This is a genomic window from Streptomyces sp. NPDC051576 (assembly GCF_040681835.1).
GTDB lineage: Bacteria > Actinomycetota > Actinomycetes > Streptomycetales > Streptomycetaceae > Streptomyces.
The window spans coordinates 816886-830364 of the sequence record NZ_JBFAZO010000003.1; the positions used below are offsets into that span (position 1 = coordinate 816886).

A 13479-nucleotide genomic window follows, 5' to 3' on the forward strand; every position below is an offset into this window, starting at 1 on the left:
CCGGGGGTTGGCCTGCCCGTCGCCCACGGGTGCCAGCCTCCCGGACCGGGGTATCCGGGTCGGGAGGGGACACGCATGGAGAGCGGGCCGGCGATCTTCGCGGGGTTGGTGTTCGCCCTGTTCGGAGGCGCGCTGCTGCTGTGGACCGTGGTCAGGGTGCGGCACCGCGAACCCGTCGCCCAGGGTGTGAACCCGGTCGCATCGGCGACCCTCGCGAGCCTCGTCGCCGTAGTCGCCCTGCTCCTGGGAACCTGGTGCTTCCTGCACGTCTGAGCACCACCCCCGAGCTGGGGCGCGGGTAAACGGCGGATCACCCTCCGGATGGCCCGGAAAAGGCCGGTGGGGACTCCGGGCGGCAGGAATGGCGGTAGTCGGGTTACCGTTCGAGTGGCCGTTGCGGGCTTTTCCCGTTTGACACGGGGGCGGGATGTACCGTCACACTCCGCAGCGTCACCATGACCCGACCCAGGGGCGAGAGCCCCCAGGGGAGGCCCCAGCGTCGACCGGAGAGAAGAGCGAAGTTGTCCCCGACCAGCGAGACCGCACACGGCGGCCGCCGACTCGTCATCGTCGAGTCCCCTGCCAAGGCGAAGACGATCAAGGGCTACCTCGGCCCCGGATATGTCGTCGAGGCGAGCGTCGGGCACATCCGTGACCTTCCCAACGGCGCCGCGGAGGTGCCCGAGAAGTACACCGGCGAGGTCCGCCGCCTCGGTGTGGACGTCGAGCACGACTTCGAGCCGATCTATGTGGTCAACGCCGACAAGCGGGCCCAGGTCAAGAAGCTCAAGGACCTGCTCAAGGACTCCGACGAACTCTTCCTCGCCACCGATGAGGACCGCGAGGGCGAGGCCATCGCGTGGCACCTTCTCGAAGTCCTGAAGCCCAAGGTCCCAGTCAAGCGCATGGTGTTCCACGAGATCACCAAGGACGCGATCCGCGCCGCCGTCGCCAACCCGCGCGACCTCAACCAGCTCATGGTCGACGCCCAGGAGACCCGCCGTATCCTCGACCGCCTCTACGGCTACGAGGTCTCGCCGGTCCTGTGGAAGAAGGTCATGCCGCGCCTGTCGGCCGGCCGTGTCCAGTCCGTCGCCACCCGGCTCGTGGTGGAGCGCGAGCGCGAGCGCATCGCCTTCCGTTCCGCCGAGTACTGGGACCTGACCGGCACCTTCGGGACCGGCAGGACCGGTGACGCGAGCGACCCGTCGACCCTCGTCGCCCGCCTCCAGGCCGTCGACGGCAAGCGCGTCGCCCAGGGCCGCGACTTCGACTCCCTGGGGCAGATCAAGAGCGCGAACACCCTCCACCTCGACGAGGCCAATGCCCGCGCGCTGGCCGCCGCCCTGGAGGACACGCGGTTCGCCGTACGGTCCGTCGAGTCGAAGCCGTACCGACGCTCGCCGTACGCCCCGTTCCGTACGACGACGCTCCAGCAGGAGGCCAGCCGCAAGCTCGGCTTCGGCGCGAAGGCCACGATGCAGGTCGCGCAGAAGCTGTACGAGAACGGCTACATCACCTACATGCGTACGGACTCCACGACCCTGAGCGAGACGGCGGTCACCGCCGCCCGCGCCCAGGTGACGCAGTTGTACGGCGCCGACTACCTGCCGGCCCAGCCGCGCGTGTACGCCGGGAAGGTCAAGAACGCCCAGGAGGCGCACGAGGCGATCCGCCCCTCGGGTGATCGTTTCCGCACTCCCGCCGAAACCGGCCTGACCGGTGACCAGTTCAGGCTCTACGAACTGATCTGGAAGCGGACCGTCGCCTCCCAGATGAAGGACGCGGTCGGCAACTCCGTCACCGTGAAGATCGCGGGCACCTCGTCCGACGGCCGGGACGTCGAGTTCAGCGCCTCCGGCAAGACGATCACCTTCCACGGCTTCCTGAAGGCCTACGTCGAGGGCGCGGACGACCCGAACGCCGAGCTGGACGACCGCGAGCGCCGGCTGCCCCAGGTCGCCGAGGGCGACGCGCTGACCGCCGAGGAACTCACGGTCGACGGGCACGCCACCAAGCCCCCGGCCCGCTACACCGAGGCCAGCCTCGTCAAGGAGCTCGAAGAGCGCGAGATCGGCCGCCCGTCGACGTACGCGTCGATCATCGGCACGATCCTCGACCGCGGCTACGTCTTCAAGAAGGGCACGGCCCTGGTGCCGTCCTTCCTGTCCTTCGCCGTGGTCAACCTCCTGGAGAAGCACTTCGGGCGGCTCGTCGACTACGACTTCACCGCCAAGATGGAGGACGACCTCGACCGCATCGCCAGCGGCGAGGCACAGGCCGTGCCGTGGCTGCGGCGCTTCTACTTCGGCGAGGGCGAGGCCACCGGCGCCGCCGAGGCGGGCAACGGAGACGGCGACCACCTGGGCGGCCTCAAGGAACTCGTCACCGACCTGGGCGCGATCGACGCCCGCGAGGTGTCGTCCTTCCCGGTCGGCAACGACATCATGCTCCGCGTCGGCCGCTACGGCCCCTACGTCGAGCGCGGCGAGAAGGACTCCGAGAACCACCAGCGCGCCGACGTGCCCGAGGACCTGGCGCCGGACGAGCTGAGCGTCGAGCACGCCGAGGAACTGCTCGCCAAGCCGAGCGGCGACTTCGAGCTGGGCGCCGACCCCGAGACGGGCCACCAGATCATCGCCCGCGACGGCCGCTACGGCCCGTACGTCACCGAGGTGCTCCCCGAGGGCACCCCGAAGACCGGCAAGAACGCCGTCAAGCCGCGTACGGCCTCGCTGTTCAAGTCGATGAGCCTCGACACGGTGACGCTCGCCGACGCCCTCAAGCTGATGTCGCTGCCGCGCGTCGTCGGCAAGGACGCCGAGGGCGTGGAGATCACCGCCCAGAACGGGCGCTACGGGCCGTACCTCAAGAAGGGCACGGACTCCCGCTCGCTGCAGACCGAGGACCAGCTCTTCACGATCACCCTCGAAGAGGCGCTGGAGATCTACTCCCAGCCCAAGCAGCGCGGCCGGGCCGCCGCCAAGCCGCCGCTGAAGGAACTGGGCGTGGACCCGGTCAGCGAGAAGCCCGTCGTCGTCAAGGACGGCCGTTTCGGACCGTACGTCACCGACGGCGAGACCAACGCGACCCTGCGCTCCGGCGACAGCGTCGAGGAGATCAGCCCGGAGCGCGGCTACGAACTGCTCGCCGAGAAGCGGGCCAAGGCGCCCGCCAAGAAGACGGCGAAGAAGGCCCCGGCGAAGAAGACCGCGGCCAAGAAGGCGCCCGCGAAGAAGGCGACGACGGCCAAGAAGGCCGTCGCGAAGAAGACGACCACGGCCGCCGCGAAGAAGACGACGGCCAAGAAGACGGCCGCCTCCAAGGTGACGTCCGAGGACTGACACCTCGTCGTGTCGTCGTGAGAGGGCACGCTTCCTGCACCGCAAGGTCGTGAAACGAACGCCCCGGCATCACTTTGGTGTCGGGGCGTGTGCAGGTCCGGGCGTGCGCGGCTGGTTGTCGGTGGCTGCCGATAGGCTGAAAGCATGACGCCAGCCGAGCAGCCAACGGCCCACCAGCCGGCCCCAGACGACGCCCTTGTCGCGGACTCCCGCGAGCGTGCCGTCCGCGCCCTGCTGCGCCAACCGCAGCTCAAGCGGTTGTGGAGCGCACAGTTCGTGGCGGGGGTCGGCGACACCCTCGCCCTGCTGGTCCTGGTCGTGCTCGCGTTCCAGGCGGCCATCCTCCAGGGCTCCTTCGGCGGCGGCTATCGGGGTGTGGCGTTCGCGGTGGCGATCGTCTTCGGCGCGCGCATCCTGGCGACGCTGCTCTTCGGAGCGGTGCTGCTCGGCCCGCTCAGCTCGCTCACCTCCCAGGAGGGGCCCCTCGACCGGCGCTGGACCATGGTCGGCGCGGACGGTCTGCGGGCCGCGCTGCTGATCGTCGCCCCGCTGTGGATCGACTGGACTCCGGACAACGCACTGGCCGTGCTCCTGGTGACCGCCTTCGTGACCGGAGTCGCCGAGCGCTTCTGGACGGTGTGCCGCGAGAGCGCGGCGCCCGCCTTGCTGCCCGCCCCGCCGCTGGAGGGCGCCACGGTCCGGCCGCTGCCCGACCACATGGACGCCCTACGACGGCTGTCTCTGCGCACGGGCTTCGTGGCGATCCCCCTCGCCGCCGCGGCCCTCGTCGTGGCGGCCCTGCTCAACAACCTGCTGGGCACGGGCGTCGCCTGGTTCGCCCAGCACCAGGCGGCACTCGCCTCGTACGTCGCGGCCGGACTGTTCGCCGCGTCCCTCTCCGTGCTGACCGCCCTGGAACTCCCCGCCACCCGCACCCCGCGCGCGCGGTCGCCGCTCGAAGGCTTGCGCCGCCCCAGGACGGGCACCGGCGTCGACAAGGGCCGTACGGGCGCGATCGCGCTCCTCGTGGTCGCCTGCGCGGCCGTCGCCGGGGCGATCTCCGCCGCCGTCGCCGTATCCGTCCTCCAGGCCAAGGATCTGCACGGCGGCCCGGTGACCTTCGGGCTGCTGGTGCTCGGACTGACCGGCGGGGTCGTGGTCGGCATCCGTACGGCGCCCGCGATGCTGCCGACGCTGTCACGGCGCCGGATGCTCACCCTGGCCATCGCCTTCACCGGCATCGCGCTGCTCGCCGCCGGCCTGGTCCCGGACGTCACCACCGTGCTGCTGATCGTCGCGCTGGCCGGCATCGGCGCGGGCGTGGCCGCCAACACCGGGCACACCCTCCTCGACCAGGAGGCCGAGGACTACCGCAGGGCCCGCACCACCGAGCACCTGCACGCGGTCGTACGGGTCTGTGTGGCACTCGGCGCGCTGATCGCCCCCCTGGTGGCGGCGCTCATCGGCCCGCACCGCCTGGAGAACGGCAAGTTCGTGTTCGCGCACGGCGGTGCCGCGTTCACGCTGATGCTGGTCGGCGCGCTGCTGCTGCCGGTCGCCGCGCTGGTGCTGGCCAAGGTCGACGACCGCTCCGGAGTGCCGCTGCGGCACGATCTGCGGGACGCGCTGCTCGGCGGCGACGACCCCGACACGGTGCCCGCGACCACCGGCTTCTTCATCGCCCTGGAAGGCGGTGACGGCGCCGGGAAGTCCACCCAGGCCGAGGCCCTCGCCGAGTGGATAAGGGGCAAGGGACACGAGGTCGTGCTGACCCGCGAGCCCGGGGCGACACCGGTCGGCAAGCGGCTGCGGTCGATCCTGCTCGACGTGTCGTCGGCGGGACTGTCCCACCGCGCGGAGGCCCTGCTGTACGCGGCCGACCGCGCGGAGCACGTCGACACCGTCGTACGACCCGCCCTGGAGCGGGGCGCGATCGTCATCTCCGACCGCTACATCGACTCGTCCGTGGCCTACCAGGGTGCGGGCCGCGACCTCTCCCCGACCGAGATCGCCCGCATCAACCGGTGGGCGACCGACGGACTCGTCCCGCACATGACCGTCCTGCTGGACGTAGACCCCGAGACCGCCCGCGAGCGGTTCACGGAGGCGCCGGACCGACTGGAGTCGGAGCCCGCCGAGTTCCACGCGCGCGTACGGTCCGGTTTCCTCACGCTGGCCGCCGCCGACCCCGGCCGCTACCTGGTGGTCGACGCCGGCCAGGAGCCCGAGGCCGTCACCACCGTGATCAGGCACCGCCTCGACACGGTCCTGCCGCTCTCCGAGGCCGAGATCAAGGCCCAGGAGGAGGCGCGCAAGGCCGCCGAGGAGGAGGCCCGCCGCAAGGCCGAGGAAGAGGCCGCCCGCAAGGCCGAGGAGGAGCGCCTGGAGCGCGAGCGTCAGGAGCGGCTCGCCCAACTGCGCGCCGAGGAGGAGGAGCGCAAGCGGCGCGAGCTGGAGGAGGCCCAGCGCCGCGAGGCCGAGCGCCAGGCCGAGGAGGCCCGGCAGCGTGCCGAGGACGCCCGCAGGCGTGCCGAGGAGGAGAAGGCCCGCCTCCTCGCCGAGGAGGAGGCCCGCGCCGCCGAGGAATCTCGCCGCAGGGCCGAGGCCGACCGGCTGCGCAAGCAGGCCGAGGAGGAGGCCCGGCTGCGCGCCGAGGCCGAGGAGCGGCGCCGCGAGAAGCAGCGCAAGGCCGAGGCGGCACTGCTCGCGGCCGAGGAGGCCCGCCGGTTGGCGGCCGAGGCCGCTGCCGCCGCGGAGGTCGCCGCCCGGCAGCCGACCGCTCCCGCCGCTCCGGAGGTCAGGCCCGAGGAGTCGACCGTGCAGACGCCGATGGTGAAGCCGTCGGATGCGGGCGGGCGATCGGCGGACGACACGGCTGTGCTGCGACCGGTGGGATCGAGCGACCGTGACGAGACCGCTGTGCTGCGGTCGGTGTCCGGGGACTCCGAGGCACCCGAGCGCGACTCCGAGGTGACGGCCGAGCTGCCGCAGCCGCCCGCTCCCGCGGGGGCCGCCGACGAGACGGCGGTCCTGCCGCCGGTGTCCTCCGCCGAGGAGACGGCCGTACTGCCGCCGGTCGGGGCCTCGGACGAGACCGCGGTGCTGCCGCCGGTGCGCGAGGAGGGCCCGTCGGACCGGATGCCCGAAGGCTTCTTCCGGGACGAGCGCCCGGCCGACCGGGGCGAGGACCGCACCCGCGAGCTGCCCCAGGTCGACGAGCAGGGCACCCCCCGGCGCCGGCCGCGACCCGACTGGGCCGAGGAGACTCCGCTGGACGACCTGCCCTCCCTGGCCGACGAACTGCTCGGCCCGCGTGACGCCGGCGACTTCGACCACGACGACGACACGGGTCGTGGGCGGGGCCGAGGCCGGGGGCGCAGGGGCTGACGCCGACGGGGGCCGGGGTGTTTCGCACCGGCGCCGGACCTCGTTGTCAGTGCCGGCCCGCACAATGGATCGCGTAACCCGAAGCGTGACGAAAGGGCCGGTGACCCATGACCGTGTGGGATGACCTGGTGGGGCAGGAGAAGGTCAGCGAGCAGCTGGACGCCGCCGCTCGGGACGCCGATGCCTTCGTCACCGCGGCGACCACCGGCACGGCCCCGCCGGAGGCGTCGAAGATGACGCACGCCTGGCTGTTCACAGGACCGCCCGGCGCGGGACGCAACCAGGCGGCGCGGGCCTTCGCCGCCGCCCTCCAGTGCGTGAGCCCCGACCGCGCACTGGGCGGCAGCCCCGGCTGCGGCTTCTGCGACGGCTGTCATACGGCGCTGATCGGCACCCACGCCGACGTCACCACGGTCGCCGCCGTGGGCAGCCAGATCCTCGCCGACGACATGCGGGACACGGTCCGCAAGTCCTTCACCTCGCCGGCCACCGGCCGCTGGCAGATCATCCTCGTCGAGGACGCCGAGCGGCTGAACGAGAAGTCGGCCAACGCCGTCCTCAAGGCCGTCGAGGAGCCCGCCCCCCGCACGGTCTGGCTCCTGTGCGCCCCCTCGATCGAGGACGTCCTGCCCACGATCCGCTCCCGCTGCCGCCACCTGAACCTGAGCACGCCCTCCGTGGACGCCGTCGCCGACATGCTCGTACGCCGGGAGGGCATCGAACCGGACGTGGCCGCGGCCGCCGCGCGTGCCACGCAGGGCCATGTCGACCGGGCCCGCCGACTGGCCACCGACCCGGCCGCGCGTGCACGCCGGGCATCCGTACTGAAGTTGCCGTTGCGCGTCGAGGACGTCGGCGGTTGCCTCAAGGCCGCTCAGGAGCTGGTCGACGCCGCCACCGAGGACGCGAAGCAGTTGGCCGAGGAGGTGGACGGCAAGGAGACCGAGGAGATGAAGGCGGCGATGGGCGGGGGCCAGGGCAGCCGGATGCCGAGGGGCACGGCGGGGGTGATGAAGGACCTGGAGGACAAGCAGAAGCGCCGGAGAACGCGCACGCAGCGCGACAGCCTCGACCTCGCGCTGACCGACCTCACCGCCTTCTACCGCGATGTCCTCGCGCTCCAGCTCGGTTCCCGGGTCGCGATCGCCAACGCGGACGCGGAGGACGCCTTGGAGCGGCTCGCCCGCGCCGGTTCCCCGGAGTCCACGTTGCGCCGTATCGAGGCGATCGGCGCGTGCAGAGACGCCCTCGACCGTAATGTGGCGCCGCTGCTGGCGGTGGAGGCGATGACGTTGGCGCTCAGAGCGGGCTGAGGAGTGGGGCCGCGGGCCAGGCTGATGTTTTGGGCGTGAGATTGACGGCGTAACTCGTCCGGGGTGGATCACGAACGCAGGGCATTCACGTGATCGCGCAGGGTTACGCTCGGTCGATGCAGATCAGGCGCCCCCTCCGCCGGCCGACCCAGCCTCAGCCCAGCCAGGACCGTCGAAGTCACCGAAGCCGGCGAAGTCGTCGGACCGGTGGCACGCTGCTCGCCGCCGCGGCGCTGCTCGTCTCGGCGTGCTCCTCCGGGGCTTCGACCACGACGGCGAGCCCGGCCGCGGACGTCGCGCTGGCCGCGCTGCCGCGGTCGACGCCGTCCACCCTCGCGCCGTACTACGGGCAGAAGCTGAGGTGGCACACCTGCGGTGTCCCCGGCTTCGAGTGCGCCACGATGAAGGCGCCGCTGGACTACGCCAAGCCGACCGCGGGGGACATCAGGCTCGCGGTCGCCCGCAAGAAGGCCACCGCCAAGGGCAAGCCCCTCGGTTCGCTGATGGTGAACCCGGGCGGGCCGGGCGGTTCGGCGGTCGGCTATCTGCAGCAGTACGCCGGGATCGGCTACCCGGCCGTGGTCCGCGCCCGCTACGACATGGTCGCGATGGACCCCCGGGGCGTCGCCCGCAGCGAGCCCGTCGAGTGCCTCGGCGGCCGGTCCATGGACACGTTCACCCAGACCGACACCACCCCCGACAACAGGCACGAGACCACCGAACTCGTCGCCGAGTACAAGAAGTTCGCGGAGGGCTGTGGCGCCCACTCGCCCGACGTGCTGCGTCATGTCTCCACGGTCGAGGCGGCCCGGGACATGGACATCCTGCGGGCCGCGCTGGGCGACCGGAAGCTGACGTATGTGGGGGCGTCGTACGGGACGTTCCTCGGGGCGACGTACGCGGGGCTGTTCCCCGACCGGGTCGGTCGCGTGGTCCTGGACGGCGCGATGGATCCCTCGCTCCCCGCGCGACGGATGAATCTCGACCAGACGGCGGGCTTCGAGACGGCGTTCCAGTCCTTCGCGAAGGACTGCGTACGGCAGACCGACTGCCCGCTCGGAGCCAAGGGCACGACGCCCGCCAAGGTGGGGACGAACCTCAAGGCCTTCTTCAAGAAGCTCGACGCACACCCCGTCCCCACCGGCGACGCGGACGGCCGCAAGCTCGGCGAGGCGCTCGCCACCACCGGCGTGATCGCGGCGATGTACGACGAGGCGGCCTGGCCGCAGTTGCGCGAGGCACTCACCTCCGCGATGAAGGAGAACGACGGCGCGGGACTGCTCGTCCTCTCCGACAGCTACTACGAGCGTGACGCCGACGGCCGCTACTCGAACCTGATGTTCGCCAACGCCGCCGTGAACTGCCTCGACCTCCCGGCCGCGTTCTCCACCACCGACCAGGTCGAACAGGCGCTCCCCGCCTTCGAGAAGGCGTCCCCGGTCTTCGGCAAGGGCCTCGCCTGGGCCTCCCTGAACTGCGCGTACTGGCCGGTCAGGGCGACCGGCGAACCCCACCGCATCGAGGCGAAGGGCGCCGCCCCGATCGTGGTCGTCGGCACCACCCGCGACCCGGCGACCCCCTACCCCTGGGCCCAGTCCCTCGCCCACCAACTCTCCTCGGCCCGCCTCCTCACCTACGTCGGCGACGGCCACACCGCCTATGGCCGCGGCAGCACCTGCATCGACTCCGCGATCAACACGTATCTGCTCCGCGGGACGCCGCCGGCTCGGGGGAAGCGCTGCTTGTAGCTTTGGGCGGCTGCGGCTGCGGCTGCGGCTGCGGCTGCGGTGGGGGTGGGGGTGCGTCTGGGGTGCGCCCGGGATGCTGCCAGGGGGTGTGCGGAGCACCCCCAGAAACTGTGTAGACTTTCCGACGTTGCTGATCGCACCATGGTGCGGACAGCGCGCCGCCTTAGCTCAGATGGCCAGAGCAACGCACTCGTAATGCGTAGGTCTCGGGTTCGAATCCCGAAGGCGGCTCTGCCGAAGCCTCAGGACTCACTCGCCGTGACCTGGGGCTTTTGCTTTTACCGGATGCGGCGGCGGGCGCGGGAGCGGGCCGCGCGACGGTCCCTAGTCTCAGTTCCAGTCTCAGTTGGGGGTTCCGGGGCAGTCGCCGAGCCCGGCATGAAGGTGTCTCCCATGCGGCGCATGGCGTCTTGGGAGAGGTGTGAGCGGCCCTTGACGTAGCGGCGGGTCTGGCTGATCTGAGTGCGGCGCAGGATCTCCATGATCGTGGGCATGTCGACCTTGAGTTCGTTGAGGATCGTGCCGGTGGTGTGGCGGCTTCCGTCGTAGAGGCGGCGGTCGGTGATGCCAGCTTCTTCCAGTAGTTCCTTGAACTCCTCCCAGTCGTCGTGGGGGTCGATGGGGCTGCCGTCCGGACGGCAGAAGACGAGGTTGTAGTCCTGCCAGGCGTCGCCCGCCGCCTCCTTCAAGGCGTCCTTCCCCGTGGTGCACCAGCAACAGCCGCTCAAGCGGCTCGGCATCGCGCGGTACGACAAGGCGAAGTGGCGGGATGGCGATGAGGTCGCGTTCATCGCGGACCGCGTGGCATCCGGACGCTCGTACCGCCGGAACGAACAGACCCAGACGGTCAGTCGAGTCAAAGCGTCGGCAGCCGTGGCCGCAGCTCACGGATTGCCCGAGGGGGCCGACGTCTACGCGCGGGCACGGGTCGTGAAAGAGGGAACGCAGCCGACTCACACCCTGACCAGCTGCTACCGGCCCGAACACGTCGAAGGAACCCGCATCGTCGACCCGACCCCGGGCCCTGCCGGGCGGGGTGGTGGGTTCCGTGTCCTGTACGACGCCGGATACGAGATCGACCACATGACCGAGGAACTCTTCGCGCGGGTGCCCACGGCGGAAGAGGCTCAGCTACTCCAACTCTCGCCCGGTGAGTGGGTGGTGGAACTGCACCGCACCACGTACACGGCCAATGGGGCCGTAGTTGAGTTCGCCATTGGGGCGCATGCGGCGACGCGGTTCGCATGGTCGTACGACTTCACAGTGCCCGACTCAGCGAAGACGGAGGGTGAGAGCAAGTGATCCCTGCACAGGCATGGGCGGATGCCCGACTTCTGTGGGACTACCACCGCATGCACCACAACCCACGGCCCTGCTCCGTGGCTGTCGGGTTGGGCAGTCACGACCTCGGTGTGGCTGACATGACTGCGGACCTGTACGCCCAGGGCATGGCGCCAGTGCTCGTGTTCACAGGGGCGACCAGCCCAACGACCCGAGCACGCATGCCGCGCGGCGAGGCTGTCCACTACCACGAGAGGGCGTTGAAACTCGGGGTGCCGGAGTCCGCCGTACTCCTGGAACCGTGCGCCACGAACACCGGCGAGAACATCGAGTTCAGCAAAGTGGTGCTGGCGGAAGCCGGCGTCACCGTCTCGTCTGTGCTGCTCGTGAGCAAGCCGTATGAGGAACGGCGCTCGTACGCCATGATGCGGAAGCTCTGGCCTGAGGTTGAGGTGGTGTGCGCGTCCACGCCGATGGGCTTGGAGGAGTACGCCGACTCCATCGGGGACGTCCGCATGGTGGTCGACATGATCGTGGGGGCGCTGCAACGAGTGCTCGTCTTCCCGAGCTGGGGTCTAGCCATCGAGCAGGCCGTGCCGGGTACCGTCGTGGGCGCGTACGAGCGTCTACGCGACCAGGGATTCACGAGTCGACTCATCCCGGACGCGGCGCAACGTACCTAGTGGGCCGACCCATCAGCCGACTCCCGCATACGTCGACAGCCCGCACCGAATGGTGCGGGCTGTTGTGACTGAGCGCTTCAGGTGGCGGCTTTCGCCAATCTGACGCTCAGCGCCTGCTGCCAGAGCGCCTTCGGCGAGGAGGCTGGACATGCTCCGCCAAACGCCGCCTGACCGCCACAACCTGAATTCAATCATTCGCCTCTCTCGCGCCGTGAAGCTGGCCTAGCGTAACGGGACTTGAGTACTCTGAGTGGGGGTCCCGAATGTCGGTAGGTCCTGAGGCGACAGTCGTCGCCAAAGCAGCCAGCAGCATGCTGCAGAAAGTTTCGGACAGTGCCAATGGCACACCGGCATGGCCGAACATGCATGAGGCCCTGATGGAGCTGCATGAAATCCTGCACGGTTGGTGCCAGGCCGCGAACAACACCAGCGAAGCTCTTCAGCGCCTCGAAACCCACCACCTCACAAGCCGAGCCACACGTCTCATTTCTGGCCCGAACAACGCCGGCACACCAGTCCGTGTACCGCTACTCAAGATCCCCTTGAAGCCCGGATACGTCGAAGCGGCGCGGCGCGATATCGAGGGGATCATGCGTTCGTCGGCACCTCTGGCACAGCGCTGGAACTCCGCGAAGCGCCGTCAAGCGGCCCGCCGATCGCTGCTTGGTCTCATGCGCCTCTACTGCGCCGATCTGCTTGACGAGTTCGAGAACGCGGTGGACGCCAGGACCTCCTGGATGCTGAGTCATCGAGACGAAATCAACAAAGCCCTTCAGGAAGGTATTCTCCTTCCCAGCCTGGTTTACCTGATTCGGGAATCATCTGATACAGCCGCCCAACTCGAAAGTGCCCGGGAACACCTGAACTGTTTGATTCGGGAACACTATCCAATGGGTTCAACAAACGGGCAGCAAACCTGACGGGGCCACCGGTTCGGAGGTCGTGCTAAGCCGCCCAACCGTCAACGTGGCTGAGCACTTGATTCGGCAAGTTGAGCAAGGTATCGGTACGGCCCGGTTGTTGATGTTGTTTGGGCGTTTTCCCCCGCGTACGGCGTCTGCTCTGCGGTGTGCTCTCGCTATGGGTGACGTACAGGTCGTCGATGTTCCGGCCGGGCCGGTGTGGTTTCACGCCTGCCGTCTTGACGATCTTGCGCTGCCGTACGCGCTGCCCGAGCGGGCCACCGGGTGCCTCGATCTGGGGCCGGGATGGGCGCGTACGTGGAAGGTCGGGAAGTCCGATGTCATAGTCCCGGTGAAGGACCTGTCGGCCGGGCCGGCGATGGCGTCGGTGCCGGTCCGGCGGTTCTCCTGGCGGCCCGGTCAGCGTCACCGGCCCGGTCTGGCGTGCCTGGTGACGAGCACGGCTTCGAGAGTCTGATTGAACGCTGGCTGCTGCTCGTCCTGAACTTCGTCGGCGGGTTCAATTCGCCCCACAACCGGCCGAAGCCCGAAACGATCCCGAGCTCGACGCGGCATGGAGCCAAGACCGGTTCACCATCGGACACTGGATCCGGCAGAACAAAGTGCCCTTCTACCAGCAGATGAAGCCGCTTCTTCTCGACGCCTACGCCGCCCAACTCACCCGAGCCGTCGACGCAGCCCGCTCTACTCGCCAACTCGCGCACTCACTGATTCCTAATGCGGTTTGTCAAGCCGCGAGGGGACTGGGTGGGGTGAGCTCGTAGCGTCGTCCATCGCGTAGGAGTGCCCAGAGGACGTTC

At 69.9% G+C, this 13479-nt stretch carries 9 protein-coding genes, 1 tRNA gene and 1 pseudogene; 10 read left to right on the top strand and 1 reads right to left on the bottom strand.

Annotated features, from left to right (window positions below; all coding sequences use genetic code 11):
* Window positions 1-75 precede the first annotated feature (75 nt).
* The 6 genes from AB0M63_RS13580 to AB0M63_RS13605 all read left to right on the top strand — a co-directional run bounded on the left by AB0M63_RS13580 (window position 76) and on the right by AB0M63_RS13605 (window position 10023).
* Complete coding sequence (locus tag AB0M63_RS13580) at window positions 76-273, top strand: hypothetical protein (RefSeq protein WP_355907639.1); 198 nt, start codon at window positions 76-78, stop codon at window positions 271-273.
* Between the two features lie 248 nt (window positions 274-521).
* The gene (topA, locus tag AB0M63_RS13585; protein WP_366019457.1) at window positions 522-3344 is read left to right on the top strand and encodes a type I DNA topoisomerase; all 2823 of its coding nucleotides are present in this window, start codon (window positions 522-524) and stop codon (window positions 3342-3344) included.
* A 144-nt stretch (window positions 3345-3488) separates the two neighbouring features.
* Complete coding sequence (gene tmk, locus AB0M63_RS13590; RefSeq protein WP_366019458.1) at window positions 3489-6731, top strand: dTMP kinase; 3243 nt, start codon at window positions 3489-3491, stop codon at window positions 6729-6731.
* Window positions 6732-6838: 107 nt separating this feature from the next.
* Window positions 6839-8044: a DNA polymerase III subunit delta' gene (locus AB0M63_RS13595; protein ID WP_355907645.1), complete on the top strand. Its 1206-nt coding sequence runs from the start codon at window positions 6839-6841 to the stop codon at window positions 8042-8044.
* A gap of 116 nt (window positions 8045-8160) precedes the next feature.
* On the top strand, window positions 8161-9792 hold the full coding sequence (locus tag AB0M63_RS13600; protein WP_366019459.1) for an alpha/beta hydrolase: 1632 nt from the start codon (window positions 8161-8163) through the stop codon (window positions 9790-9792).
* 157 nt (window positions 9793-9949) lie between these two features.
* Window positions 9950-10023, top strand: a tRNA-Thr gene (locus tag AB0M63_RS13605).
* A 47-nt stretch (window positions 10024-10070) separates the two neighbouring features.
* On the opposite strand, the gene AB0M63_RS13610 is transcribed toward AB0M63_RS13605, so the two are convergent.
* Window positions 10071-10481 carry a tyrosine-type recombinase/integrase gene (locus AB0M63_RS13610; protein ID WP_366019460.1) on the bottom strand — a complete coding sequence of 137 codons (411 nt, stop codon included), beginning with the start codon at window positions 10479-10481 and terminating at the stop codon, window positions 10071-10073.
* Between the two features lie 13 nt (window positions 10482-10494).
* Between AB0M63_RS13610 and AB0M63_RS13615 the strand changes: the two are divergent.
* The 4 genes and pseudogenes from AB0M63_RS13615 to AB0M63_RS13630 form a co-directional block, all read left to right on the top strand.
* Window positions 10495-11094 (top strand): annotated as a pseudogene (locus AB0M63_RS13615) (UTRA domain-containing protein); the annotation flags it as partial.
* The gene (locus AB0M63_RS13620; protein ID WP_366019461.1) at window positions 11091-11756 is read left to right on the top strand and encodes a YdcF family protein; all 666 of its coding nucleotides are present in this window, start codon (window positions 11091-11093) and stop codon (window positions 11754-11756) included. The pseudogene AB0M63_RS13615 and the gene AB0M63_RS13620, both read left to right, overlap by 4 nt.
* 311 nt (window positions 11757-12067) lie before the next feature.
* Window positions 12068-12676, top strand: a complete 609-nt coding sequence (locus AB0M63_RS13625; protein ID WP_366019462.1) for a hypothetical protein — start codon at window positions 12068-12070, stop codon at window positions 12674-12676.
* 160 nt (window positions 12677-12836) lie between these two features.
* Entirely contained in the window at window positions 12837-13136 is a 300-nt protein-coding gene (locus AB0M63_RS13630; protein ID WP_366019463.1) for a hypothetical protein, read from the top strand.
* Window positions 13137-13479: the final 343 nt, after the last annotated feature.

What these genes read in the sequence shown, in the direction of transcription:
- AB0M63_RS13580 (WP_355907639.1), top strand. Translation starts at nt 76, where the DNA reads ATGGAGAGCGGGCCGGCGATCTTCGCGGGGTTGGTGTTCGCCCTGTTC.
- tmk (WP_366019458.1), top strand. Translation starts at nt 3,489, where the DNA reads ATGACGCCAGCCGAGCAGCCAACGGCCCACCAGCCGGCCCCAGACGAC.
- AB0M63_RS13595 (WP_355907645.1), top strand. Translation starts at nt 6,839, where the DNA reads ATGACCGTGTGGGATGACCTGGTGGGGCAGGAGAAGGTCAGCGAGCAG.
- AB0M63_RS13600 (WP_366019459.1), top strand. Translation starts at nt 8,161, where the DNA reads ATGCAGATCAGGCGCCCCCTCCGCCGGCCGACCCAGCCTCAGCCCAGC.
- AB0M63_RS13625 (WP_366019462.1), top strand. Translation starts at nt 12,068, where the DNA reads ATGCTGCAGAAAGTTTCGGACAGTGCCAATGGCACACCGGCATGGCCG.
- AB0M63_RS13630 (WP_366019463.1), top strand. Translation starts at nt 12,837, where the DNA reads ATGGGTGACGTACAGGTCGTCGATGTTCCGGCCGGGCCGGTGTGGTTT.